The following is a 24,505-nucleotide window of genomic DNA, read 5'->3' as shown; positions in this document are numbered from 1 at the left end:
AAGGCCAGCTAAGTTAGCTGGCCTTTTTATTGAGATCTATTTTTAGCGTGTAAGTAACTATTACTCTAAATAATCTAATGATGCTTAAGACTTAAGAAGCGTTAGCGTGAAGCACTTCTAGCAATTTATCCTCAAGCTCAAAGCGTGTTTCCATGGCATGAGCCAGCGATGAGAGATCTTTGTCTAGTTGATAAAGAATTTTATCGTCATCAGCCTCGGTATATTTATCGTTAAAATCTAAGGCAAGATCTGTGGTCTCGCTGATTTTTGGGACGATAGTCTGTGCGAGGTTTTGAGTTGATTCGCCATTTTTTTCACAGGCAGTGACCACACGGTCATAGACCTCAAAGTGCCCTTCGGATACATAGTCGACCAATAGATCGCAAAACTCCTTAACAGATTTAAATTCAGGAAGCGATTTGTCTAATGACTCGTAGGGAGGCAGACCAGCTATCTGGCAGTAATTGACTAGCAGTTTGCGACGATGATTCAGCCACTGATCAATAAGTGTATTGGCGCCGCCCCATTTTTGTTCGGCTCTTTCCAATTGCTTTAGCATGACATTCCTCATCAAAAGTTGTTCTATGACTTCTAATGTAGGTGAGAAATGCTGCTTAGATCAACTCTTTTTTACGTCAATGACAGAACATTATTTGTTAATAAGCGGCTTGTTTTGCATACAAAATGCTGGGAGGCTGGAAGTGACTGTCTTGTATAAAATAAAATGCCCAGCGATAGAATTCTATCGCTGGGCGAGTAAAGGTTTTGCAGGCTCGATGCGACGAGCTTCTTGATTGTTCTTGCTAGCGCAGACTTTTTATACCAAAGGCTTCGATAGCATGCAACTTTTTTCTGACGTTTTGGGAACCAGTCGCCCTATTTATTGTCTGGTTATTTCGAGCGAATAGTGTGCAATAAGATGATAAAAATATAATCGAGCGGGGTTTGTCACATAAATGTGCAGTTGCAGGTTACTTTACTCGCGTAAATGCTAAACTACTGACCCAGCAGAAATCAATAAGCGTAGGAATAGAGCCAAATGGCAGAACTAAAAAATGATCGTTATTTACGTGCCTTACTAAAACAACCTGTTGATAGAACTCCTGTCTGGATGATGCGTCAAGCTGGTCGTTATCTTCCAGAATACAAAGCGACTCGCGCTGAAGCGGGTGACTTTATGTCTCTTTGTAAGAACCAAGATTTGGCTTGTGAAGTGACATTGCAGCCTCTACGTCGTTATGACTTAGATGCGGCAATCTTGTTTTCTGATATTTTGACTGTACCCGATGCTATGGGTCTAGGTTTGTACTTTGAAACTGGCGAAGGTCCACGTTTCGAACGCCCTACCGATACTATTGATTCAATTAAAAAGCTCTGCATCCCAGATCCAGAAGATGAGCTTGGCTATGTCATGCGTGCAGTGAGCACCATTCGTCGTGAACTAAAAGGCGAAGTGCCACTGATTGGTTTCTCTGGTTCACCATGGACCCTGGCGACTTACATGGTCGAAGGCGGTTCAAGCAAAGCATTTGAAAAGATCAAGAAGATGGCTTACGAAGAGCCTGCAACGCTGCACATGCTATTAGACAAACTTGCTGATTCAGTGACCCTGTACCTAAATGCTCAAGTGGCAAACGGTGCACAATCTCTTATGATCTTTGACTCATGGGGTGGCGCATTGTCTCACCATGCTTATCGCGAGTTCTCACTGCGCTATATGCAGAAGATTGTCGATGGCCTAACACGTCATGCTGATGGTCGCCAAGTACCTGTGACTCTGTTCACTAAAGGTGGCGGGTTGTGGTTAGAATCTATGGCTGAAACAGGTTGTGATGCCTTAGGTCTCGATTGGACTGTTGATATTGGTGATGCACGTCGCCGTGTAGGTCATAAAGTTGCGCTGCAAGGCAACATGGACCCATCGGTACTTTACGCTTCTCCTGCGCGTATCCACCAAGAAGTAGATCAAATTTTAGCTTCTTACGGGGAAGGCACGGGCCACGTATTTAACCTAGGTCATGGTATTCATCAACATGTTGATCCTGAGCATGCTGGTTCATTTATCAACTCTGTTCATGAGTTGTCAGCGCAATACCACAAGTAATCAGTTGATTGCCTGATAATAAAAAAGCCCGCTTAGCGGGCTTTTTTTATATAAAGAGCATGGAATTTATAAAGAAATAGATTCGTTAAGCGCTGGGCTGGCCAGTTCAATTTTAAAATGGCTGCCTTTACCTGGGGTGCTCTGCACCTGTAAGTTACAGTTGAGCAAGCCGAGTAATTGTCTAACGATCGACAGCCCAACGCCGAGCTGAGGTAACTGTTGATATTGTTGCGTGTTGGTACTCACTTGGGTGTGTTGCTTTAGTGCTTGCAGTTCATGCTTATGAATACCCGAACCATTATCTGACACTAGCAGCCCAACTCGGTCACCACTGTATTCGACATTGATGCTAATTTTACCGCCATTCGGGGTATACCTGATTGCATTGTCGACGAGGTTGCTCAATACGCGAAACAACAGTAAGGGATCGCTGTAGATCGCTACGTTTTCATCTACCTCAAAGGCCAGTTCTACAACTTGGGCTTTGGCGCGAGGTAAGAAATACTGTCGCAACTCATCGAGTATAGGGGCCAGCGCAAAGTGCTGCATTGTGGCTGTAACCTGGCCATTCTCTAGGGCTTCTAGTTGCAACATTTGATTAAGGAGTTGCTGTAACTGGAGCCCAGCTCTCGCAGCGACTTCGATAAGGCTAGCATCTCGCTCATGTTCAGCAAGTAACAGCCAGGTATCGATGTAACCCTGCAAAGTTGTCAATGGTGTTTTGAGATCATGAGAAAGGTGCAGCATAAAGTCGTGGCGTTCAGCCTGCTGTTTAGCGATAGCGAGGTGCTGTTGATGCACTTGAGACAGCAGTTGATTGATATTGGTGGTTAAGCCAAGGATCTCTTTGCTGGCTTGAGGGCGAGTTTTCAGTAATGAATCTTGGGTGAGGGAATGGCCGCTTAGTTGGTTCATATCGTGGGCGAGCTGGGAAATTGGTGCGGTAAAGTATTTTAGCAGCACTACAAAGAGTGCTAGCGCAAACAAGATTGTCACACTTAATCCCGCTCCCCATTGATTGAGGTGTTGATGCTGGGCAACTACGGCTTGCCAGGCATCAAACTCTTGGCCGCCAATAATGACATACAAGTAACCTGTTTTAACGCCTCGTGGGTCAACAAGGTTTGCCGCGGAAAAGATTTTCTCCGTGGTGGGTGAGCGTGGGTCTTGCCCTAGTACAGGTAGCTTGGCCCCGTTTATAAACTGCTGCAAGGGAGCGATGTCGACTTGTTGGCGTTTGATTACCGATTTAGGGGCATCAAAAGCGATCAGTTTGCCCTGAAGGTCTAATGTGTAGATCTCAAAACTGGGCCCTAACAGCATGAAGTCGTGAAACGCCTCTTTGAGCGCTGCATCCGATGTGACCCCTTGGGAAAGTAACGGATTAATGTGGCCCATGTGGGTCGCAAGTTCGCGATGAAGAGATTGTTGGATCTGGTTTTGGTTATATTGATGGTTGGCACTAAACCATTGCCATAGCCCCATAAACAGCACGAATACGGCGATACTCGCCGATAGGACAATCCGGTTAAATAGACTATTCATCATCGCCTCAATGGCTTGGTGGTGAAAATTTGTAACCGACGCCCCAAACGGTTTTGACAAGGTCGCTGGTGGATGGCGTTTGTGCTAGCTTGGCGCGTAGTCGGTTGATATGGCTATTTACCGTGTGCTCATAGCCTGAATAGGAGTAACCCCATACTGCTTCGAGTAGCTGCATGCGGCTAAATACCTGTTTGGGATGTTGGGCGAGAAACAGTAACAGATCGAACTCCCGCGCTGTTAGCAGCAAGGCTTGATTGAAGGCGGTGACTTCACGAGTGTTACTATCAATGACGAGGTCATCAAACGTGAGGGTATCTGTCGCTGGTGTAAGTTGTTTGCCGCGTCTGAGCAGCGCTTTTACTCGGGCTCTAAGCTCCAACACACTAAATGGCTTAACTAAATAGTCATCGGCACCTGACTCTAATCCCAATACGATATCGGCTTCGCTGTCTCTGGCCGTGAGCATCATGCAGGGCAGTAGTTCCCCATTCTGTCTTAGTTGTTCACATAGCATCAGCCCATCTCCATCTGTCAGCATTCTATCGAGCAGCAATAAGTCGATTCTCTGGGTCGATAACACCTGTTTTGCATGCTGCAATGTGGTGGCATGGATCACCTCAAAATTGAGGGATTTAAGATTGAGACTGATAAGATTGGCCAGATCTATCTCATCTTCAACCAATAAAATCCGTTGATGATCTCCCTGTTTCATCACTACCATTGTAACCTCCCAAGGTTGTCCTACCATGAGTAGACCAACCATTGAGGGGTTTTATTTCGTACTTAGAACCTTGTTGTAAGAGTTTGCTTATTGAGATCGTGTTAGCGTGATACGCAGTGCGGGATTATCAAAGCGATGCGAGGCATTAAGAACTGAGTCTGTAAGCCCATCATCATGACTGATCACACCTGGATGCAGATGCACTCTGTTCACATCATCTCGGGCTGCATTGAAGCCTTCTCCGCCATCTGCAGGTCCCGGAATCGTGCCTTTTAGCTCGCTGTTTGCTTCGGTTCCGGCATCATAAACAGCGGTCATGATTCGCTGGGTTTCGCCAACATTTATCCCATCAAGGTTGACATTATTAAGGCCGCTAAATGCATCATTGGTGTTGACCAACATGGTAAGCAAACTCATCGAGGCCACAGAGTCATCAGCTAAGGTCATGGTTAAGGTTTCACTGGCCCCTGGGGCAAGTATGCCAGCCCCAGCGGTGATTGATGAAATACTTCCCGCTTCAACTTGAAAACCTGCGCTATCACCCGATTCTGCAAGTTGCTCCAATGCGCTGCTAGCGCTAGCACCTGTCTGCCATGGATGGTAATCCTTATCCACGGCTAATAACGCAATAGGTGACATAGGTTGATTAGCCGTAAGATTGGTAACGGTTACTGAAAATACTCTATCAGGTGCTGGCGTTGGCGTGGGAGGCACAGAGGCATCATGATCGTTATCCGAGCAGCCTGCGAGCACTAAACTGGTACTCACCAAAAGCAGTGGCAGAATCTTACCTGCCGATCTAGTTAGATTATTCATCATCACTCTCCTACTTTACAGTGACCACAACGCGGGCAACAGGGTTTAACCAACGATGTACGCGGCTGTCTAAATCACTCATTCCGCCGTTGACGTCAGTATCACCCAGCACACCAGGGTGGATATGGACTTTATCATTGCTACTCATGTCGCTAACGCCAGTTGCATTGGCACCACCATCTCCCCCTGGGGCTGCTGGTATTCCAGGTGCTCCCGGCATACCACCGCCATTAATCACTTCATCGTTGGTTTCGGTGCCGGCGTCGTAGCCATTGAGATTGATGGTATAAGTCCCTGGGGTGGTAGGGATCTCCCATGCATCTAAACCAATGAAAGCGTCATTGGTGGGCAAAATCATTGCAACGATTGATAGATGAGTCAGGGTTTGGCTATTGAGCATGATGCCTTCAACAGTTTGCCCTGGTGCCATTAAACCCGCTGCAGGATTACTTACCGTGACACCATTGGCACTTTCAACAAGCGTGACAAGATCGGCAATATCACCTCCTTCGGCCATCTTTTGTAGTGAGCTGCTTGCCATCTCTCCTACGTTAAATAGATGAGTGTCTCCATCGTGAGCGGCAAGTAACACTGGGGTGAAATGATTGCCGTGGGTGAGATTATTGATACGAATTTCGAGTTCAGCTGCCATTGCCGATGTACTAATAAGGCTACCAAGCAATAGGCTACGGGTAAGGATATTAAGGTTCATGATCTCGCTCCATTGAGTGTTTTATTACTGATTGTTGATATTCATCATGGCGGAAGGAGATCACCTAAGTATCTCCGAATTATCACAAAAGTTTCACATTTGGTTTTTTCGCCTGTTTGAGATCGCAAAAAACGTGGATTTATGGGCTTTTATCGGTAATTGCTGCGCTAAGTCAATGTGCGGTATTGATTGCTCATGCAACCTACTGGCTACTTTTACGTCGAGCGAATCCTTAGGTGTTTCACCATTGGTATAAATACTGTATTTTGCTCGCGACATCGTTTCGTATGTCAGATTGATTAAAAATAGGGTGGCTTCAGCACAAGATGCGCATTAGCAAGAAATTAGTCGTGTTCGTTGTGGGTTTTTGCTTACCTGCGGTATTTGCCGTCTCATCTTCATTAAGTCTCTGGTTTGAAAATCGTGTTAGCGAGCTGAAACAGGCCTCAATCAATGCAGAGTTAGTCAATATACGTCGTCAGATAAACACTGATCTCCGTCAGTTGGAATTACTTGCGCGGGGTTATGGTGCGCCCATGTCCAGTTTAGAGGATGGCGCACGCAAGAATTTTAGCCTTGCATGGCAACAAACTGGGGTTGCAGATCACCTGAGTTTTTTCTATTTTGATCGCGGTCAGGTTATTCCATTCTCTCCGCATATTGGCACCATTCATCCATTTGAGTCATTATTATTACCTGCGTCATTATTTGCTTTTAAACAGAGTAAAACGGGTTTTATCATCCTTGAGGGTCAAGGATATATGGTGAGCGTGGTGCCGACATCACAAAGCAGTGCTGTAGCCCTAGTGAGGCAAGTTGATAGTAAGCTGCTAAGCCATTACCAAGTACATGATATGTTACGGTCAATCACCTTGGAGGCTGGCATCGCGGCCTCAGACACCATCAATAAAGAGTCTGGTCAACTTATTGAGATTGCTGTTCCCACGCTCGTATATGGTGAAGCGTTACACCTTTCAGTGTTATTTTCTGATGGTATTTTCGCTGATATAGAACCGCAAACTTCAAGTGCAACTTACCTTGTATTAGGGTTAAGCCTGCTACTGCTTTTTATCGGCTATTTGTGGCTGAGAATAGGTTTAGTTAAACCTTTTAGGCAATTACTTGCTCAGCTATCGCGCATCGATCCCGCGGCTAAAAGCTATACACCATTAACGGGAAATGGTTGTTCAGAATTGGTGGTGGTGGCCGATCGGGTGAACGAATTGTTAGCGCGAATTTTTCAACAAAAAGAGCGTTCCAAAATCACCTTAGAGGCGATTGTTGAAGTTGTTATTCTTACCGATGCCAGCGCTAAGGTTGTCTACCTTAATCCACAAGCCGAGCGTTTACTTAACATCAGTTCAGAGCAAGCTATTGGTATGCCGGTGAGCGATCTGTTTAAGTCCGACTCTAGTTTTAACACTAAGCTATTACAGTTCATGCAAACGGCTTCGCTAGAGCCGCTACTGAGTAAAATTAAGTTCCAAAGTCAGCAAGTGCAGTTGATGGAGCGTAGTATTAGTAATTTACGCAATCCGCAAAACGAGGTAATTGGTACTGTTATCGTATTGCGTGATATTACCCAAGAGGAAGTGCTCAAGCATCAGCTAAGAAGGCGAGCCAATTATGACAGTGTGACCTCATTGCTTAATCGAAGTGCATTTGAGGAGCGCTTGCCTGAGTTTTCTAAAGGGGGCCAGACGCTAGCGATCTGCTATTTCGATTTAGAGCAATTTAAGTTAATCAATGACTCCTGCGGCCATAGCGCAGGCGATCTTATGCTTAAAATGGTAGCCAAAGCGATTCAATCTAGCCTTGACGATCAAGTGCTGCTGGCAAGGCTCGGCGGCGATGAGTTTGGTTTGGCGATAAAAAACAGTGAAGTTCTTCAAGTTGCACAACAAGTGAAGCAGATTATTGATAGCGTTGCGTTGCAGGTATTGGAGCATCAAGGTTGTCACTATCGAGTCGGGATCAGTGCTGGCATTGCCATAGCGCGCGCACCTTATATCACTGCCACAGAACTACTTAAAGATGCTGATATCGCCTGTATAGCGGCAAAACGTAAGGGCAGTAATCAACTGCACTTCTATGATGATAAAGATAAGGAGCTGATCGACCAACGTAACGCGCCTAAGTGGGCGGTACGGATCGCGCAAGCTATCGAACATAATGAGTTACTCCTCTATTATCAGCCGATTAAAGGGATCAGTGGTAACGCGCATAAAAAGCGCATGGAGATTTTATTGCGGATCCAAGAGCCGTGTGGGCGTATCTTGTCACCAGCACAATTTATCGCGGCTGCTGAACGCTTTAAGCTAATGCCTGAAGTGGACAAAGAGGTGATTCGAAAAGCATTTTTGTGGCTCTCTATGCATGAAGAACTTTGGCATGACCACTGTTTATCTATCAATCTTTCAGGTAACAGTCTTGGGGCCGAAGGTATGGTCGATTATATTGAGGCGCAATTGCGACGTTTTGCTATCCCGAGCAAGTGTATCTGTTTTGAAATTACTGAAACCAGTGCAATTCAAAACCGCAATCGTGCTATGGAGATGTTGAATTTACTGCGTCAACAGGGCTTCTCCTTTGCGCTAGATGATTTTGGTAGTGGTTTTGCCTCCTATGGCTATTTACGTGAGCTACCCGTTAACTACGTTAAAATAGATGGCTGTTTCGTCAAGACCTTAGCCAGTAATGCTAAAGATTACGCCATTGTTAAGTCGATACATGATGTTTGTCGTGTCATGGGAATTGAAACTGTCGCTGAGTTTGTTGAAAACCAAGACATTATCGACAGGCTCGAATCTATTGGTATCAATTATGCTCAAGGTTATGCCATCGGTCGTCCTCAAAGCCTAGATACTTATACTCAACGCAACATTCAGCAGCCTGAGCGCCTTTTGGCTTGAGACTTGCGCTTTACGCCTTTGTGTGTGAATTTGAGTGATAACTTTATAATTGTTATCACTAAGGGCGTTCATGCAAGAGTTAAAGGATAAGGTTGTGATTGTAACCGGGGCCTCAGAAGGCATTGGCCGTGCCTTGGTTAAAGCCTTAGCGCCAATTGGGTGTAAATTAGTGCTTACCGCCCGTAATCAGCAGCGACTCGACTCACTGGCGCAGGCGATCTCTAGCAATAGCTCTCATCAACCGTTAGTTTTTGCAGCAGACATTACCGATCCGCTTGCTTGCCAAGCATTAATCAGTGCCACGGTCGAGCACTTTGGTCAGCTAGATATTCTAATTAATAATGCGGGCATGACCATGTGGTCACGCTTTGATGAGCTGTATGATCTCTCTATTCTTAATAAAGTGATGCAAGTTAATTATCTCGCCCCCGCCTATTTAACCCATAGCGCACTGCCGCATTTAAAGGTGACACAAGGGCAGATAGTCGTGGTGGCCTCGGTGGCAGGGCTAACGGGCGTCCCTACACGCAGTGGTTATAGTGCATCGAAGCACGCTGTGATGGGGTTCTTTGATTCGCTACGGATTGAACTTAGCGATGATAATGTGGCGGTAACTATTTTATGTCCAGATTTTGTGGTGTCTGAAATCCATAAACGGGCACTCGATGGGCAGGGCAACCCGCTGGGGAAAAGCCCAATGCAAGAAAATAAAATTATTACCGCCGCGCAGTGTGCGCAAATGATGCTCCCCGCCATTGCAGGCCGTAAACGGTTAATGATCACTTCATTGCGAGGTCGGCTAGGACGATTTGTACGTTTAATTGCGCCAGGGTTGATTGATAAAATAGCCCGCAAGGCGATAGCTTCGGGCCATTGATAGCGATTATAGAAATTGAATGATGAGATTAAGACTGTTCGTCTAAATGCTTAAGAATTGTCTGTTCGGCGTCCTGCTGAGTCGGCTTTGGATTATCAGTGTTAATGGTGACCGCTGGGCGCATACCAGTCATGTCTTCGGCGATATGCAGCCAATCTGGATGCCAATAAAATGAGGTGCCAGCTAAGGTATTCCAGTTGTGGACTCCAGCTCTTTCGCCTTGATAAACAAGGTCTCCAAGTGAATGTTTCATGTTAACCCCTAATAGTTATATGTTGTTGAGGCTTTATATTGCTCCTCCAATAAGCAGTTTTGTGTGATGCATGTCACATTTTGTTGGCGGTGAACTATTTTTAATCAACGGAGACGGTGCAGGGAAAGCGGCATAAAAAAACCGGTCAAAGACCGGTTTTTTTGTTGGACATTAGGTTAACTTTCGCGAGCGATAGCGCGGTAGGCGATATCGGTGCGGAAATACACATCATCCCAGTGAATTTGATCAACTAAGGCGTATGCCGATTGTTGTGCTTCGGTCACAGTGTTGCCTAATGCCGTTGCGCATAACACGCGGCCGCCGTTAGTGACTACATGACCCTCTTTCATACTGGTGCCCGCATGAAACACTTTGGCGTCATTGTTGCCCAGTGTTAGCCCATCAATGACATCGTGTTTACGATACGCATCTGGGTATCCGCCAGCGGCTAATACCACACCAACGGCAGCACGAGTGTCAAATTCGGCAGTCACTTGGTCTAGCTCACCACGGGTGGCGGCTAGGCAAAGCTCAACTAAATCAGATTTAAGGCGCATCATGATAGGTTGAGTTTCTGGGTCGCCAAAGCGGCAGTTGTACTCAAGTACCTTAGCGCTGCCATCAGGTGAAATCATCAAGCCTGCGTAGAGAAAGCCTGTATAGACATTGCCTTCAGCTGCCATGCCATCAACGGTTGGACGGATAACGTTAGCGATGGTCCAATCGTGCACCGCTTGGGTGACAACGGGTGCTGGAGAGTACGCACCCATACCGCCCGTGTTAGGGCCATGATCGCCATTGTCGCGTGCCTTATGATCTTGGCTGGTAGCCATGGCAAGAATGTTCTGCCCATCAACCATCACAATGAAACTGGCTTCTTCGCCTTTTAAAAACTCTTCGATAACGACTCGTGAGCCTGCTTCACCAAACAGATTACCCGCTAGCATATCTTCAATTGCCGCGTCTGCTTCGCTTTGGTCTTGGGCGATAATCACCCCTTTACCCGCCGCTAAGCCATCGGCCTTGATGACAATTGGGTAGCCAGTACTCGCGGTGACGTCAACAACGTAAGCTTTTGCTGGTTCAATCTCGGTAAAGTTTGAGTAAGCTGCGGTTGGGATGTTGTGACGAGCTAAGAAATCTTTAGTGAAGGCTTTAGAGGACTCTAGCTGTGCTGCGCCTTGAGTTGGGCCAAAAATAGGCAAACCCGCTTCATTGAACGCATTGACAACCCCAAGTGACAATGGCACTTCTGGTCCGACTATGGTCAGTTCAATCTTGTTTGCTTGGGCAAACGCCACTAAGTCGGTGATGGCTTCAACATCAATGGCAACATTTTCTAGTTTTGGCTCTAGAGACGTCCCCGCGTTGCCCGGTGCAACGAAGACTTTTTCGACTTGTGCTGATTGGGCTGCTTTCCACGCTAACGCATGTTCGCGACCGCCACCACCAATAACTAAGATATTCATTCAGTATCCTTAAATCGGCGCCCGAGTCTTGAGACCTAGGCGCTTACGGGTAAATTAATGACGGAAGTGACGCATGCCAGTAAATACCATGGCCATACCGTGCTCATCTGCAGCGGCAATGATCTCTTCATCACGAATCGACCCACCTGGTTGGATGATGCAGCTGATACCCGCAGCCGCTGCGGCATCGATGCCATCGCGGAATGGGAAGAAGGCATCGGATGCCATGACTGAACCAACCACTTCGAGGTTTTCGTCAGCAGCTTTAATGCCTGCGACTTTGGCGCTGTATACACGGCTCATTTGACCTGCGCCGACACCAATGGTCATGCTGTTTTTTGCATAGACAATGGCGTTTGATTTGACAAACTTGGCCACTTTCCAGCAGAACATCAGATCTTTCATTTCGGCTTCGGTCGGTTGGCGTTTTGATACCACAGTGACATCGGCTTGATTCACCATACCTTGGTCACGGTCTTGCAGTAGCAGGCCACCGTTGACACGCTTGTAGTCTAGGCTGGTGGTCTTGCTGTTCCACTGACCACATTCGAGTAGGCGCACATTGGCTTTAGCTGCAACCACATCACATGCGGCTTGGCTCACGCTTGGTGCGATAATGACTTCAACAAACTGGCGTTCAACAATCGCGCTTGCGGTTGCTGCGTCAAGCTCGCCATTAAAGGCGATGATGCCACCAAAGGCTGAGGTTGGGTCGGTTTGATAGGCACGGTTATAAGCGTCAAGCAGGTTGCTGCCAATGGCTACGCCACACGGATTAGCGTGCTTAACGATAACGCATGCTGGTTCATCAAACTCTTTAACGCACTCAAGGGCGGCGTCAGTATCGGCAATATTGTTATAAGAGAGTGCCTTACCTTGTAACTGAACAGCGCTTGCTACTGAAGCTTCGTCAATATTAAGATCAACATAGAACGCTGCGCTTTGATGGCTGTTTTCGCCATAGCGAAGATCTTGTTTCTTCACTAGCTGGGTATTGTAAGTGCGCGGGAACTTAGAATCGTCATGGCACTCATCTTTGCTATGCGCTGGGACCATAGTACCGAAGTAGTTGGCAATCATGCCATCATAGGCGGCGGTATGTTCAAAGGCGGCAATGGCTAGGTCAAAACGGGTTTCAAGTGTCGTGCTACCTTCATTGGCCTGCATTTCGGCAATGACGCGACCGTAATCGGCAGCGTTAACTATGATGGTCGTGTCTTTATGGTTTTTAGCGGTAGAGCGCACCATTGTTGGACCACCAATATCGATGTTCTCAACGGCATCGGCCAAGGTACAACCTGCTTTCGCAACAGTATCGGCAAATGGGTAAAGGTTAACGGCAACCAGATCGATAGGTTTAATGGCATTCTGTTCCATGACGATCTCATCAATACCGCGGCGCGCTAAAATGCCGCCGTGTACTTTAGGGTGCAGGGTCTTAACGCGACCATCCATGATCTCAGGGTGACCAGTGTAGTCAGAGACTTCAATGACAGGCACACCGTTGTCTGCCAATAGTGCAGCAGTGCCGCCAGTAGAGAGCAGTTCAACACCTTGAGCATGCAAGGCTTGTGCAAACTCTAGGATTCCGGTTTTATCTGAAACGCTTAACAGCGCGCGACGAATAGGTCTGGCATTATTCATTTTGGGTACAGGGTCCAGTAGTTATTTTTAAGGATCTTTCGGAAAGCAGAACAGTCTACCGTTAGTAACGGTTTGCTATGCTTTCCAAAAGTCCCTCAATTATTGTTACTGTCCATCGCGGCGCGCGTATTTTAACGTAAAATGATGTGCCATGCTGTTTTTTTCTGCGCGATTTCACAATACGCGCAAGCGAACAAGCAACCTCTGGTAAAACCCGCATAATAACCCTTGACCTTAGATTTAACTCCAAGGTTTATACTTGACCTATTCAACCACCATTAAAACCCAATTGGATGATTTATGTATCGCATTGGTGAGCTATCAAAAGCGTGTGATGTCAAAGCTGACACGCTCAGGTTCTACGAAAAGCATGGTTTGCTGTCGCCCTCAATGCGAACCGAGGCGGGGTATCGCATGTATACCGAGAGTGATGCTGAGCGACTGCGTTTTATCCTACGGGCGAAAGCCGTGGGTTTTACACTGGCCGAGATCACTGAGTTGTTGTCAATCGAGCTAGATAAGTCCAATTGGGCCTGCGCCGATGTCAAAGGCATGGTCGATATTAAGCTGGAACATGTCGAGGAGAAAATTGCCGAGCTCAATTACTTTAGAGAGTCATTGCAGCGTTTATCTGATGCATGCTGTGGTGGGCCAGAAAGTGCAGAGCACTGCTCAATTCTAGAGGCGCTAGAATCCAATTCAGCCGAGGTGAAGTGTGAGAACCATACACATCAACATACGCAAACAGAATACAAAGCAAGTTGTAAGGTGAAGGGTTAATTATGTTGTTAAGTAATTTTATTGATCTATTTTTAGATTCGGCGCCATGGCTGTTATTGGGCCTTGTGTTGGCCGGTATGCTCAAGATGTTTGTGCCTATGACCTGGATGCAGAAACAGCTCGGTGGTCACGGCTTTAAAACCACGGTCAAAGCGGCGATTCTCGGCGCGCCACTGCCACTGTGCTCCTGTGGCGTGATCCCAGCCGCTGTTGGGTTGCGTCGCTCTGGCGCCTCTAAAGCGGCAACGACCTCGTTTTTAGTCTCAACCCCTGAAACAGGTATCGACTCTGTCAGTGTTTCCTATGTGTTACTCGGTCCATTTATGGCCATTGTCAGGCCGATTGCTGCGGTGACCAGTGCTATCGTTGCCGGCTTATTAGTGGGGAGAGATGACGAAGATGAAATATCCGTTGTGGCAGCTAAAGGTGCAACAAATAAAGCCCCCGCGAGTAGTTGTTGTAGCAGTAAAAAAGTGGAACCTGTGGTTAAGAGCTGTTGCAGTAAAACAGCAACGGCAGAAAAAAGCTGTAGTGATACAACTCCAGAGGATAAACCACTCGCCATGCGTCCAGTAGCACAAAGCAATCGCATGATGGAGATGGCGGCTAAACCAGTCGTCAACCTAAAGCCTGCCACAGCGAGTGCTAGCTGTTGCAGCAGTAAGACACCAGCGACAGAGAAACCCATCGCGAGTTGCTGCGGCACCGAAAATAGTGCCAATAAAGAAGAGAGCTGCTGCGAGTCGACTAAAGATATCGCTTCTGAATTGCAAGGAACCTCGGTTATTTCGAGGATGGGCAAAGGCCTGCATTACGCCGCCACCGATTTAGTGCGTGATACGACTATTTGGCTGTTGATCGGATTGTTTTTTGCTGCTTTAGTGCAAACTTATGTCCCTGGTGATTTTATGGCGAAGTGGGGGGATGGCATTCTGGCTATGTTAGTCATGGTACTTATCTCTGTGCCTATGTATATCTGTGCCACGGCATCAACGCCAATCGCGGCGGGTTTATTACTAGCGGGTGTATCGCCGGGCGCGGTATTAGTATTTATGTTAGCGGGGCCTGCAACCAATATTGCTACCTTAGGCGTTGTCACTAAAGAGCTAGGTAAACGCGCGCTGTATGGTTACTTAGGTGGGGTACTGGGCGTGGCGTTGGTCTCAGGAATTATCGTTAATTATCTGGTGGATACTTTCGGTTTTGTGGTGATGCCACAAATTGGCGAACAGCATAGTCTATTGCCAGCAACTGTCGTCTACACCTCGGGAGTAGTGTTAGCCATATTGATGCTCAAAGTCCTGTTAGATAAGTTGCCTAAAAACTGGTGGCGCAGAGATTGCTGTTCATAACGTCCCAATAAAAAAGAGCGCTAGTAGCGCTCTTTTTTATCTCAATATGTTGAGTGTTAACTTACAGGGACAAAAGCCATCGGGAAGTGACGTTCTGTGGTGGTGCCGTTTGTGACCTCGACAGTTTGCTCGTCGATGTGAATAAAGAAGGGCATCTCAGCATCATCAGGATTGTTGGCAGTTTCTGGATCGTCATTTTGAGCAACACAGGTATAACCCAAGCTATAGCTGCCAGCAGTTACAAAGCCAAATTCATATTCATAGCCCGTCACTTCATCATTTTGGTCTAGCATAGCGTTGACACGGGCTGATGCAATTGGGGCGACTTGTGGTGTTGTGATGTCGGCATCAGGACGGAAATCCACCATGTTAGTCAGTGTGGTGTCTGCAGGGTACAGGTAAACGGCTTGAGCAAACTCTGTTCCGCCGGCAGCCACTTCGCAGTCTGCTTTAACATTGTCTAATGTGTCACTATCGATAGCGTTGATTTGGCCTTCAATCGCGCCGACTTCGGCATTGTTGACTAGCTGTATCGAGGTGGGTTTAAGGGTCCAATAGTCTTTGTTTCCGTGAGGCGCTTGCAAGCCTTTAGCAAGGTTAAACTCGGCGACAAAAACATTACTACCCGCCGCAATCGTGAAGGTTTTGTTGAAGAACAAGCGGCCAGTGTTCGGGTCTTCGGCACCCACACCGCCACAACTGCCGTTACTGTTAGTGGTTAAGCCTGCGATGCCATCTGCGGTTTTTACGTAAGAACTCTCTTCATTAGCGACTTCGCTCTTTTCCATGTAGATGCACATTTGGTATTCGCCAGTGGGAATGGATTGGCCACTGACCAAGGTTTCGACTTCTTGACCCTGAAACTGGAGTAGATCGACATGTTTTAGCTCACCACTGTCAGATACATCAAATGAGAGTGACTCACCATTGCCTTTAAGTACCACCTGCTTGAAAGCAATGTTGACGATTTCTGCATCGGCGGGGTTGTCAGAGACTCCTAAGTTAAAAGTGCCCATCGTTGGCTCTGGTGTGGTGGTGTTATCGCTACCACCACAGGCACTCAGTATGCTTATGAGAGAAATAGCAATAATCGATTTAGAATATTTCATAGGTTACCTGTCTTGTTGTAATGAAAACGGCCAATTTTTTTATTTTTAAGTTGAACGTATTGAAGAGATCATTCCTTGACGAGTTACAGCACCATCATGGGCACTGTTGTTAGCATTAAGAATAGGTTTTTTTGCGTGGATGTCTATCTAGAATCCGCTATTTCAGTGATGTTTGGCAGTTTTATTGTTTTGACGGATTTGATGTGACAACGGCTTGACGTTAGTCAAAATTTTGCAAGGGAATGGAGTTGGATTGAGATGGAAAAAACCGACTTATTACATGCTAAATCGTGCAATAAGTCGGTAGCTGCGGTATGCGCAAATGGTTAAGGTCTACGCCTCAAGCTCGGCATTGTGATAAACGTTCTGCACGTCGTCACAATCTTCAAGTGCAGCGAGAAACTTTTCAAATTGCTCTATCTCTTCTGCATCAGTTATCGCTGTCATGGTTTGTGGAACAAACGTTATCTCTTCCATGACATATTCAGTGTCTTCAGGCAGTTCAGCGGCAAGCGCGGTTTTCACCTTAAAGAACTCGGTATGGGGGGCATAAACACTGATCATGCCATCTTCTAGCTCAACGTCAGTGACATCGACATCGGCCATCATGAGCATCTCAAGAATGGCATCTTCATCATCGCCAGCAAAGACGAACACGGCTTGATGGTCAAACATGTGGCCAACAGTACCTGGACCGCCAAGTTTGGCATTGTTCTTCACAAATGCTTGACGTACTTCGGTGAAGGTTCGCTTACCGTTATCGGTTAAGCAATCGGCAATGACCATACAGCCGCCTGGGCCAAAACCTTCATAACGTGCAGTTTCATAATCTTCACCGCCACCACCACGGGCTTTTTCAATAGCTCGTTCAATCACATGGGCCGGAACTTGATCTTTCTTGGCCTTGGTGATCATTTGACGTAGTGCTAGGTTACCATCTGGATCGAACCCCCCGTTTTTGGCACAAACGTAGATCTCTTTCCCGTATCTAGAATAGAGTCGCGTTTTTTGGCCAGCGGTTTTCGCCATGGATTCTTTGCGGTTTTGATATGCTCTGCCCATCTTGCTCTTTCTCACTAAGCTTCAAAAATTGGCAGCAATGTTAGCAGCTTTATTGGTGTTTTTGCAGTGGCGGTGATTGATATTGTCAAAAAGAGATCTACGTGGCAGTTCTGACCGGTTTAATACCCGTGCCAACGATACTTTGTAATGCGCCTCACACTGAGTGTATTTTCGATTGCGGCTAGTGGGGGCGAGCGTAGGTATTTCTCCCATACTTCACCCTAATTGTAATTTTTCATTGTGGCGCGACATCTTTATATATATAAAAATCCGATATTTTTTGTCATACTCATAACTACTATTGATTGATGCTTTTGGTTGCTGACCTAAATAAAATGCAGACGCGTACTGATACAGGTTTTACGCTCGTTGAGCTTGTTACTACCATAATGCTGATTGCCATTCTTTCAGTGGCGGTATTGCCACGTTTTCTCGGTAGCTCCAGTTACAGTGCTTTTACCTTACGGGATGAGTTTATTGCGGAGTTACGGCGGATTCAATTGATGGCGATCAACAATCAAGATCGCTGCTATGGTGTCAATGTGAGTCCAAGTCAGTATCGTATGATGGTATTTCAGACTAACTGCACTGATGTACTGATCACCGGCACGTCACAGTCATTGCCAAGTAACACCAGTTTAAGTCTTTCTGGCAACACCACCTTTGCGTTGCGATTTAATCAAGACGGTATCATTGCACCACAATGCGTAAACGCTTGTGTCGTCAAGGTCAGTGCCGATGAAACTTTAGATCTTACGATTGAAAGTCAGGGGTATATCCATGGGCGTTAATCACACCGCCGCCAAAGGGTTTACGTTAATCGAGCTGGTCGTTGGCATGATAGTGCTTGGCATTGCCTTAGTGATGCTGACGAGTCTGCTATTTCCGCAAGCCGATCGCGCAGCAGAGACCTTGCACCGGGTGCGTTCGGCCGAGCTGGCACACTCGATACTAAATGAGATTTGGGGCAAACGTTATGATCAAAATAGTAACCCTAACGGCGGTGTCCCAGCGTGTGGCGCCGCAGCGCGGCCAGATTTAGGGCTGCCAGCAGGGGATGCATGTACCGACGAGGCAGACTTCGGTCCTGGTGCTTTGGCGCGTAATGCATACCGTGACGTGGATGATTACCACGGGCTAAATCAAAACAGTTTAATCCTTAACTCCAGTCTTAAATATGCAGATGAGTACAGCAACTATCAACTGTTGGTGAAGGTCAGCTATCCATTTGCGAATAAGCATAGCAAGTTGGTTGCTATCGATGTCACCACTCCCAGTGGCGAAGTGATCACCTATAATGCCTTGAGGAGTAACTATTGAGATCTTCTCTAGGACAGCGGGGTAACACGCTTGGTTTCACTTTGGTCGAAATGGTTACCGTCATTATTATTCTTGGTATCTTAGTGATTGGTGTCAGCAGTTTTGTCATTTTGGGTACACGGATTTTTGTTGAATCGACCTCGGTCGATCAAGTCTTGAGTCAAAGCCGCTTTGCCATGGAGCGAATGACCCGAGAGCTGAGAAATGCCTTACCTAATAGTGTGCGGGTGACTTCTTCGCCGACGACCTATCAGTGCATCGAATTTGTGCCAATATTAGCCAGTGCCTCTTATGTTAACCTTCCCGTTTTCCCCGCTAGCGCGGCGGCAAATGGAACCGTGATGTTACCTTCTCAGGGCATAGATACTGCTCACAAAATGGTGCTGTATCCGTTACTGCCCAGTCATGTCTATGGCGGTAATCCGGCAGGTAGTAACGGGCATATCTTTGATATCAAGAGTGTGACGGGCAATCAAGTTGAGTTTGACCGTGCAGTACAGTTTGCAGAGGCTTCCCCACAGCGACGTTATTTCATGGTCGACAAAGCGGTAAGTTATTGTTTCTTAGCGAATGGTGAAATACGCCGCTACAGTGGTTATGGTCTTGTTGGGACACAGCCAGCCCCAGCATCGATGGGTGCAGGGGCGTTAATGGCGGAAAAGGTGACTAACAACTTATCGACTCAATCGCCTATCCATTTCACCCCAGGCACCTTAATCAATAATGCAGTAGTGCAACTGACCCCCAGATTTGATGTAAATGGGCAGTCTTTTCAATATCAGCATCAAGTGCAGGTGGTCAATGTTCCCTAACACCAGTTCGCGACCAAGTACCAGTCAAATGAATATAGGCTTAGCCAAGCAGCAGGGCAGTGCTTTGGTGATTGGTATCTTTGTTATCACAGTAATGTTTCTGATGGCGGCAGCGCTGGTGAATATTTTAAATGATGCCGATGAGCAGGTTAATTTAGAAGTATTGGGGACAAGGGCATTTGCCACGGCGAATAGCGGCGCAGATGCAGCGTTAGCACAATTGTTTCCGTTGAGTGGCTTACCGGCAGATCGCGTCTGTGCGGCTAACAGCAGTTGGACGCCACCAGATTTGGTGGGTTTTCATGGTTGCACGGTAGCAATGACCTGTAAGGCGACAACATTTAGCGGCGTTACGCAATATTTGATCACCAGTGAAGCGACCTGTGCCGTCGGCAATTGTGATGGTGACAGCTGTATCAGAGTCAATCGCAAGGTGGAGGTAGAGGCCCGTGATTAAGCTAAAATGTCTACTTTGTAACTTTATTTCTATTAGCTTTTTATTCGCTTTATTATTGCCAGTCAACAGCATTTTTGCCGCGGATTGGACCCAGACCTTTGTTGAAGGGGTAAACTCTTATTCGACCAATGGTAGTATAGGTTTTTATGCACAAGGCAAGCTATATAATTCACCTCAAAATGGTAATTTGCCATCTTATTCTGTACGTGAAACGACTAAATCATGTGTGCCTGCCGGAACAAATAAACCCAAAAATTGTAAGCCTGGTGGTTATCTGGCTGTTCTGCCAAGTGATCGTCTTCCTTTTGCACAATGTCAGTCATCGAGTAATAGCAGAATTGGTCCACCTTCATCATCAACTCCCGAAATCGTTGTTCCAGAAGGGGAGTATGGTGATGTTCAATTAAGTGGGGGTTCAGATAAAAAACTTACTTTTAGCACAGTAGATGGTGTTTATAAGTTGAAATCATTGAACGCAATCAGCGGGACATTGGAGTTGGCTGCAGGGCAATATTGGATAGGCTCTTTAAGCATTGCTCGTGATGTTACAGTAAGGTTCCCAACGACAGGTAGTGTGAGTTTTTTTGTTAGAGACTCCTATATCCACAGAAATAGCACATTGTCTTATCGTGCTGAGCGGTTTCTACTTTATGGGTATTCAAACGTAGACCTTGAAAATACCGGTTATTTGCGAGGTTATCTAGTCTCTGAAGGTCGGATAAGACTATTCGATACTGCGACGGTGGAAGGTGGTATAACCTCGAACAATATTGAAATTGATAATAATAGCCGGGTGATATTTGAAAATACGGCTGGATCAATAGACGTTGTTCCTGATTGTGATGTTGAAACGTTACTTCCCGCTATTCCTCTCCAGTGTCCTGCAGAGCAAAATAGTATTGCTGGGATCACTTATCGCACTTACGATTCAACCACGTGGAAACCCGGACAATACACCAGCCCAGTAGACCATGATGATTTTAATGACTTGATCACGACAGTGAAAAAAACCACTCAGCAGCTAGGTGAATCGATTGAGCCACAAGTTGAGGGGTATGGCTCAAGTATTAACCCACATTCTAGTCAAGGCGATAATTATGTCGGCATTTTTGAGGGGTATATAACAGCACCAGAATCAGGACTTTATACCTTCGGCATTGATGGTGATGATGCGATCGAACTCCTTATTGATGACCAAGTGGTTGTGGGCTTTTATGGTTTGCATGGTCAGTGTGGGTGGCCTTGCGAAACGGGGCAAATTGGCTTGGCGGCCGGGACGCATAAAGTTGAGATGCGCTTTCATGAAGCGACAGGAGCAGAGGCTTATCATCTCTATTGGCAATTACCTTCAGCAAATAATTTAGTAAAAGTGCCGAGCAGCGCTTACTTAACCTGCCCCTTCCCGCAGTTTGAGTTTGGTCGAGCAACGCTCGATAGCAAGGGCCAAGCCTCGATTACTTTTAATAATAGCTATGCATCGCCGCCCGTGGTCATGCTGATGCCAACGATTAATGGTATTGATGGCAGTGAAGTAAGCTCTGATGGCCCGGCAACAGCCAGTGTTTCAAGCATAACCTCGGCAAATGCTATGGTGTATCAGCAGATACCGCCAGGTAACAGAGTATCAGCGAAGGCGATGACAGAAATTGATTATTTTGTCATGGAGCCTGGTTATCGCTTTTTGAACCGAGGGGCAGCGTTGCAAGCGGGTAAGGTAGATACTCGGCTATATCAAGGCAGTCAACTACCGAGCTCGGGGCGAGGCTATGCCGGCGTTGATTTTAATCATAACTTTGGTACTAAGCCCGCCATGATAGGTCAGGCGCTATCGCGTAATAACAATCGTTTTATTACGACAGTGATTAATAACGTAGCCTCAGCAGGGACAGGTTTTGATATCGCCATTGAAGCCTCTGAAATTTCATTGGGCATTAATAGTGACGAAACCTTAGGTTATGTGGCGGGTTTAGGTCGTGGCAGCACATTGGTATCCGGAGCGCCGGTATTGTATGAATTTGGTTATGCGCTCAATCATGGGAATGGCAACAGTGTTCGTAGCCTTGCCCAACAATGCAGCTACACCAATAATTACCTCAATACTTATCCAGGGCAACCTATCACGCTGGCCAATAAAAATACCCGTAAGGGGGGCGATGGTGGTTGGATTAGGCGTTGCTTAAAAGATAGTTACACTGGAGTGATGAGCTTCGGGTTAGATGAAGATCAATATCGTGATAACGACCGCAGTCATCTTGCTGAGGATATTGGTTATTTTGCGTTTGAGCGTCAGCCAGCTCCGGTATTGATTGATCACTATCGTATCGAGTTTACCTCGGGGGCCCTGAGCTGTGCCGCTAAAGCGATCACACTGCGTGCTTGCGTAAACAATGATTGCTCGACAGAATCCAGCGTGCAGAGTTCGGTGGAACTCACCAAAAACAGCAGTAAGTATAGCGACGTGGTTTTTAGCAGTGCAACCCAAACTCAACTTTGGCATGCCGATGGCGGCTCGGTGTTGCTAGGACTGGGTGCAACAGCGCCAAGTGCAACTTATCGCTGTTTTATAGATGGTGCAGAGGTGGCCAATTCACAATGTCTATTGAATTTTGAAGACACGGGCTTTTACTTTGATGCGCCTAATACCTTGTCATGTAAAAACGGCGCGAGTTTTAACCTGTATGCGGTAACCAAAAACACCCAGACCCAGAAGTGTCAGCCGTTATTTGCCAACCAAACCAAGGCGATAAATTTCAGTTTCGAATACGAGCGGCCATCACCCGTTAACAATCCCGCTAAGCTCACCTTAAATAGCCTACTTGCCCCTACAGCAACCACAGAGATTGATGGTGGCAGCACCAACAGCATGGATGTTCACTTTAATGCGCTAGGGGTCGCGACATTGAGTGCCAATTATCCTGAGGCTGGCGTGGTGAGACTCACGGCAGAGCACCTGCATAGGATTGATTTACCAACAGGTGGGTCAGACACTTTAACATTGAGCCACAGTGATACCTTTACTGCTGCGCCAGCGGGTTTCCACTTCTTTAATGGCAGTGGTAATCAGCGCTGTGATGCGAGCGATCCCTATGATGCCAACTGTGGGGTATTGGCCGCGGCAGGTGGCAGCTTTAACATGCAGGTTAAAGCTGCCTGCTGGCAAAGTGACAGCGATAGTGATTTTAGTGATAACGGTGCCTTGCAAAATTTTGTTTATCCGGGATTTGGTTTGCGCTCGCAAGTGGTGGAGCCAAGTTCGGGTAGTGACGGCAGTTTAGGGCAAGCATCGATTGATTTTACGCTATCAGGCTCGGCAACGGCGCTATCGATTGAGGATCAGAGCTGGAACGAAGTGGGTACCATGAAGGTTGGCTTGTCATCTGCATTGAGTTATGAAGGTGTCACCATAGATATCAACAAGTCGAGCAGCGAGGTATTTGGTCGCTTTACTCCAGCTTACTTAGGGGTCACGGGTAATAGCCCAGAAATCACCCACAGTTGTGGCGCTTTCACCTATATGGACCAGCCGTTTACCTTTAAAACGGGCGTAGAGCCTAGAGTGCAAGTGGTGGGCTATAGCGCCAGCAATGGTGTGACCGCTAACTATCAAGAAGGGCTCTGGTGGCGCTATCAGCATAGAGATGCGAGTCAGCGTAATGGCTGGGGCGGACGCCAGTACCTCGACACCTCGACCAAGGCCGTAGTAGCAGATAGCCAAGCGCCAGCCTTGTCAGGTGCAGTGAACTACTTGAATACACCGAATGTGGCTGAACTGATTGGGGCGCGGATTAACTATCTTCGCACTCCGACGCCTGTTGTGCCATTTGATGCCAAGTTTGATCTGACCTTGTCGGTTGCAGATGTGAGTGACGAGGACGGGATCTGTTATCAGGATGACGCTGCTGGCAATTGCCGAAGCTTTACTTTTACCGATATTGCCGATGGTGATGGGTTTGCGCTTAGATATGGGCGTTTAGTACTAGAAAATGGTTACGGGCCTGAGTCAGAAAGTTTACGTTTGCCGCTGCGCACTGAGTATGTCAGCAGTTTATCAGCCTCAGCCGAAGCTATCTGGGCAACCAATACTATGGATAACTGCTCTATCTATAATACCCAAACTTCAGCTGATGCAAGTGAAGCGCCAACCACTGGGTTATTTATGCTGCCACCATCAGGCTTTCCGGCCATCAATGCCTATAGCAACCCAAGTTTAACGCTTCAGAGTGGTAGTCTTAGTTTGGGGAACGGCTACAGCTATTTCTCGGTACCAAATGCGGCGGGAGAGATGCCACTAAAACAGCATGTCGAACCTTGGTTAAAGTGGTACTGGAATTTTGATGGTATTACCCCGACAACGCTTTATGATCCGCGTGCCAATGCTTATTTCGGCACTTATCGCGGTCACGACAAGATCATTTACTGGCGAGAAGTTCGCTAGCGTATCTTTCGCTCACGGTTAAGCGCCGTGGGTGAATATCTAGGCAGAATTTTGCTAGTACTTACTACGGCTGAGTCACTTGTTCCGTAAACCATCGAAGATGAACAGATATTTATCAAGCGAAG

The 24,505-nt window shown here is 46.8% G+C and carries 20 protein-coding genes; 10 read left to right on the top strand and 10 right to left on the bottom strand.

Annotation, left to right across the window (positions count from 1 at the left end; all coding sequences use genetic code 11):
* Positions 1-91 precede the first annotated feature (91 nt).
* Entirely contained in the window at positions 92-559 is a 468-nt protein-coding gene (locus BEL05_RS05555; RefSeq protein ID WP_028764100.1) for an Rsd/AlgQ family anti-sigma factor, read from the bottom strand.
* Between the two features lie 480 nt (positions 560-1,039).
* Between BEL05_RS05555 and hemE the strand changes: the two genes are divergently transcribed.
* On the top strand, positions 1,040-2,104 hold the full coding sequence (gene hemE, locus BEL05_RS05550; protein ID WP_028764101.1) for a uroporphyrinogen decarboxylase: 1,065 nt from the start codon (positions 1,040-1,042) through the stop codon (positions 2,102-2,104).
* Between the two features lie 66 nt (positions 2,105-2,170).
* Here hemE and BEL05_RS05545 read toward each other — a convergent pair whose 3' ends face one another.
* The 4 genes from BEL05_RS05545 to BEL05_RS05530 all read right to left on the bottom strand — a co-directional run bounded on the left by BEL05_RS05545 (position 2,171) and on the right by BEL05_RS05530 (position 5,898).
* Complete coding sequence (locus tag BEL05_RS05545; RefSeq protein ID WP_069670544.1) at positions 2,171-3,649, bottom strand: sensor histidine kinase; 1,479 nt, start codon at positions 3,647-3,649, stop codon at positions 2,171-2,173.
* Positions 3,650-3,656: 7 nt separating this feature from the next.
* Entirely contained in the window at positions 3,657-4,370 is a 714-nt protein-coding gene (locus tag BEL05_RS05540; RefSeq protein ID WP_083250305.1) for a response regulator transcription factor, read from the bottom strand.
* A gap of 87 nt (positions 4,371-4,457) precedes the next feature.
* Complete coding sequence (locus BEL05_RS05535) at positions 4,458-5,186, bottom strand: spondin domain-containing protein (protein WP_028764104.1); 729 nt, start codon at positions 5,184-5,186, stop codon at positions 4,458-4,460.
* 10 nt (positions 5,187-5,196) lie between these two features.
* Positions 5,197-5,898 (bottom strand): spondin domain-containing protein, encoded by a 702-nt coding sequence (locus BEL05_RS05530; RefSeq protein ID WP_069670543.1) that lies wholly within the window; start codon positions 5,896-5,898, stop codon positions 5,197-5,199.
* A gap of 326 nt (positions 5,899-6,224) precedes the next feature.
* Here BEL05_RS05530 and BEL05_RS05525 point away from each other — a divergent pair, with 326 nt between their 5' ends.
* Both BEL05_RS05525 and BEL05_RS05520 read left to right on the top strand, forming a co-directional pair.
* On the top strand, positions 6,225-8,810 hold the full coding sequence (locus BEL05_RS05525; protein WP_069670542.1) for a putative bifunctional diguanylate cyclase/phosphodiesterase: 2,586 nt from the start codon (positions 6,225-6,227) through the stop codon (positions 8,808-8,810).
* Between the two features lie 70 nt (positions 8,811-8,880).
* Entirely contained in the window at positions 8,881-9,687 is an 807-nt protein-coding gene (locus BEL05_RS05520) for an SDR family oxidoreductase (RefSeq protein WP_069670541.1), read from the top strand.
* Between the two features lie 28 nt (positions 9,688-9,715).
* Here BEL05_RS05520 and BEL05_RS05515 read toward each other — a convergent pair whose 3' ends face one another.
* The 3 genes from BEL05_RS05515 to purH form a co-directional block, all read right to left on the bottom strand.
* Positions 9,716-9,940: a hypothetical protein gene (locus tag BEL05_RS05515; RefSeq protein ID WP_028764108.1), complete on the bottom strand. Its 225-nt coding sequence runs from the start codon at positions 9,938-9,940 to the stop codon at positions 9,716-9,718.
* A 176-nt stretch (positions 9,941-10,116) separates the two neighbouring features.
* The gene (purD, locus tag BEL05_RS05510) at positions 10,117-11,409 is read right to left on the bottom strand and encodes a phosphoribosylamine--glycine ligase (protein WP_069670540.1); all 1,293 of its coding nucleotides are present in this window, start codon (positions 11,407-11,409) and stop codon (positions 10,117-10,119) included.
* Between the two features lie 54 nt (positions 11,410-11,463).
* On the bottom strand, positions 11,464-13,053 hold the full coding sequence (gene purH / locus BEL05_RS05505; protein ID WP_069670539.1) for a bifunctional phosphoribosylaminoimidazolecarboxamide formyltransferase/IMP cyclohydrolase: 1,590 nt from the start codon (positions 13,051-13,053) through the stop codon (positions 11,464-11,466).
* 300 nt (positions 13,054-13,353) lie between these two features.
* Between purH and zntR the strand changes: the two genes are divergently transcribed.
* Together zntR and BEL05_RS05495 are read left to right on the top strand one after the other, a co-directional pair.
* Positions 13,354-13,833 (top strand): Zn(2+)-responsive transcriptional regulator, encoded by a 480-nt coding sequence (zntR, locus tag BEL05_RS05500; RefSeq protein ID WP_028764111.1) that lies wholly within the window; start codon positions 13,354-13,356, stop codon positions 13,831-13,833.
* A gap of 2 nt (positions 13,834-13,835) precedes the next feature.
* On the top strand, positions 13,836-15,185 hold the full coding sequence (locus BEL05_RS05495; protein WP_069670538.1) for an SO_0444 family Cu/Zn efflux transporter: 1,350 nt from the start codon (positions 13,836-13,838) through the stop codon (positions 15,183-15,185).
* Between the two features lie 56 nt (positions 15,186-15,241).
* On the opposite strand, the gene BEL05_RS05490 is transcribed toward BEL05_RS05495, so the two are convergent.
* Complete coding sequence (locus BEL05_RS05490; RefSeq protein WP_069670537.1) at positions 15,242-16,294, bottom strand: DUF4382 domain-containing protein; 1,053 nt, start codon at positions 16,292-16,294, stop codon at positions 15,242-15,244.
* A 333-nt stretch (positions 16,295-16,627) separates the two neighbouring features.
* Positions 16,628-17,356, bottom strand: coding sequence for a YebC/PmpR family DNA-binding transcriptional regulator (locus tag BEL05_RS05485; RefSeq protein ID WP_069670536.1), 729 nt, complete (start codon positions 17,354-17,356; stop codon positions 16,628-16,630).
* Between the two features lie 335 nt (positions 17,357-17,691).
* Here BEL05_RS05485 and BEL05_RS05480 point away from each other — a divergent pair, with 335 nt between their 5' ends.
* The 5 genes from BEL05_RS05480 to BEL05_RS05460 are packed head-to-tail and all read left to right on the top strand — an operon-like array spanning position 17,692 to position 24,380.
* Entirely contained in the window at positions 17,692-18,147 is a 456-nt protein-coding gene (locus BEL05_RS05480; RefSeq protein ID WP_028764114.1) for a pilus assembly FimT family protein, read from the top strand.
* Entirely contained in the window at positions 18,137-18,676 is a 540-nt protein-coding gene (locus tag BEL05_RS05475; RefSeq protein WP_037428629.1) for a type IV pilus modification PilV family protein, read from the top strand. Before BEL05_RS05480 ends, BEL05_RS05475 begins: the two co-directional genes overlap by 11 nt.
* Positions 18,673-19,488 carry a prepilin-type N-terminal cleavage/methylation domain-containing protein gene (locus BEL05_RS05470; RefSeq protein WP_139151825.1) on the top strand — a complete coding sequence of 272 codons (816 nt, stop codon included), beginning with the start codon at positions 18,673-18,675 and terminating at the stop codon, positions 19,486-19,488. The genes BEL05_RS05475 and BEL05_RS05470 overlap by 4 nt, the downstream gene beginning before the upstream one ends.
* 28 nt (positions 19,489-19,516) lie before the next feature.
* Positions 19,517-19,945, top strand: a complete 429-nt coding sequence (locus BEL05_RS05465; RefSeq protein WP_245686943.1) for an MSHA biogenesis protein MshP — start codon at positions 19,517-19,519, stop codon at positions 19,943-19,945.
* Positions 19,938-24,380 (top strand): DUF6701 domain-containing protein, encoded by a 4,443-nt coding sequence (locus BEL05_RS05460; RefSeq protein ID WP_245686942.1) that lies wholly within the window; start codon positions 19,938-19,940, stop codon positions 24,378-24,380. Before BEL05_RS05465 ends, BEL05_RS05460 begins: the two co-directional genes overlap by 8 nt.
* The last annotated feature ends 125 nt before the right edge of the window (positions 24,381-24,505 follow it).

The sequence above is a fragment of the Shewanella colwelliana genome, from assembly GCF_001735525.1.
In the GTDB taxonomy this organism is placed as follows: domain Bacteria; phylum Pseudomonadota; class Gammaproteobacteria; order Enterobacterales; family Shewanellaceae; genus Shewanella; species Shewanella colwelliana.
This window is presented reverse-complemented; position numbering and strand designations above follow the sequence as displayed.

Excerpts from the sequence above, each read along its gene's own strand:
- BEL05_RS05555 (WP_028764100.1), bottom strand. The coding sequence starts at position 559 with ATGCTAAAGCAATTGGAAAGAGCCGAACAAAAATGGGGCGGCGCCAAT.
- hemE (WP_028764101.1), top strand. The coding sequence starts at position 1,040 with ATGGCAGAACTAAAAAATGATCGTTATTTACGTGCCTTACTAAAACAA.
- BEL05_RS05545 (WP_069670544.1), bottom strand. The coding sequence starts at position 3,649 with ATGAATAGTCTATTTAACCGGATTGTCCTATCGGCGAGTATCGCCGTA.
- BEL05_RS05540 (WP_083250305.1), bottom strand. The coding sequence starts at position 4,370 with ATGGTAGTGATGAAACAGGGAGATCATCAACGGATTTTATTGGTTGAA.
- BEL05_RS05535 (WP_028764104.1), bottom strand. The coding sequence starts at position 5,186 with ATGAATAATCTAACTAGATCGGCAGGTAAGATTCTGCCACTGCTTTTG.
- BEL05_RS05530 (WP_069670543.1), bottom strand. The coding sequence starts at position 5,898 with ATGAACCTTAATATCCTTACCCGTAGCCTATTGCTTGGTAGCCTTATT.
- BEL05_RS05525 (WP_069670542.1), top strand. The coding sequence starts at position 6,225 with ATGCGCATTAGCAAGAAATTAGTCGTGTTCGTTGTGGGTTTTTGCTTA.
- BEL05_RS05520 (WP_069670541.1), top strand. The coding sequence starts at position 8,881 with ATGCAAGAGTTAAAGGATAAGGTTGTGATTGTAACCGGGGCCTCAGAA.
- BEL05_RS05515 (WP_028764108.1), bottom strand. The coding sequence starts at position 9,940 with ATGAAACATTCACTTGGAGACCTTGTTTATCAAGGCGAAAGAGCTGGA.
- purD (WP_069670540.1), bottom strand. The coding sequence starts at position 11,409 with ATGAATATCTTAGTTATTGGTGGTGGCGGTCGCGAACATGCGTTAGCG.
- purH (WP_069670539.1), bottom strand. The coding sequence starts at position 13,053 with ATGAATAATGCCAGACCTATTCGTCGCGCGCTGTTAAGCGTTTCAGAT.
- zntR (WP_028764111.1), top strand. The coding sequence starts at position 13,354 with ATGTATCGCATTGGTGAGCTATCAAAAGCGTGTGATGTCAAAGCTGAC.
- BEL05_RS05495 (WP_069670538.1), top strand. The coding sequence starts at position 13,836 with ATGTTGTTAAGTAATTTTATTGATCTATTTTTAGATTCGGCGCCATGG.
- BEL05_RS05490 (WP_069670537.1), bottom strand. The coding sequence starts at position 16,294 with ATGAAATATTCTAAATCGATTATTGCTATTTCTCTCATAAGCATACTG.
- BEL05_RS05485 (WP_069670536.1), bottom strand. The coding sequence starts at position 17,356 with ATGGGCAGAGCATATCAAAACCGCAAAGAATCCATGGCGAAAACCGCT.
- BEL05_RS05480 (WP_028764114.1), top strand. The coding sequence starts at position 17,692 with ATGCAGACGCGTACTGATACAGGTTTTACGCTCGTTGAGCTTGTTACT.
- BEL05_RS05475 (WP_037428629.1), top strand. The coding sequence starts at position 18,137 with ATGGGCGTTAATCACACCGCCGCCAAAGGGTTTACGTTAATCGAGCTG.
- BEL05_RS05465 (WP_245686943.1), top strand. The coding sequence starts at position 19,517 with ATGAATATAGGCTTAGCCAAGCAGCAGGGCAGTGCTTTGGTGATTGGT.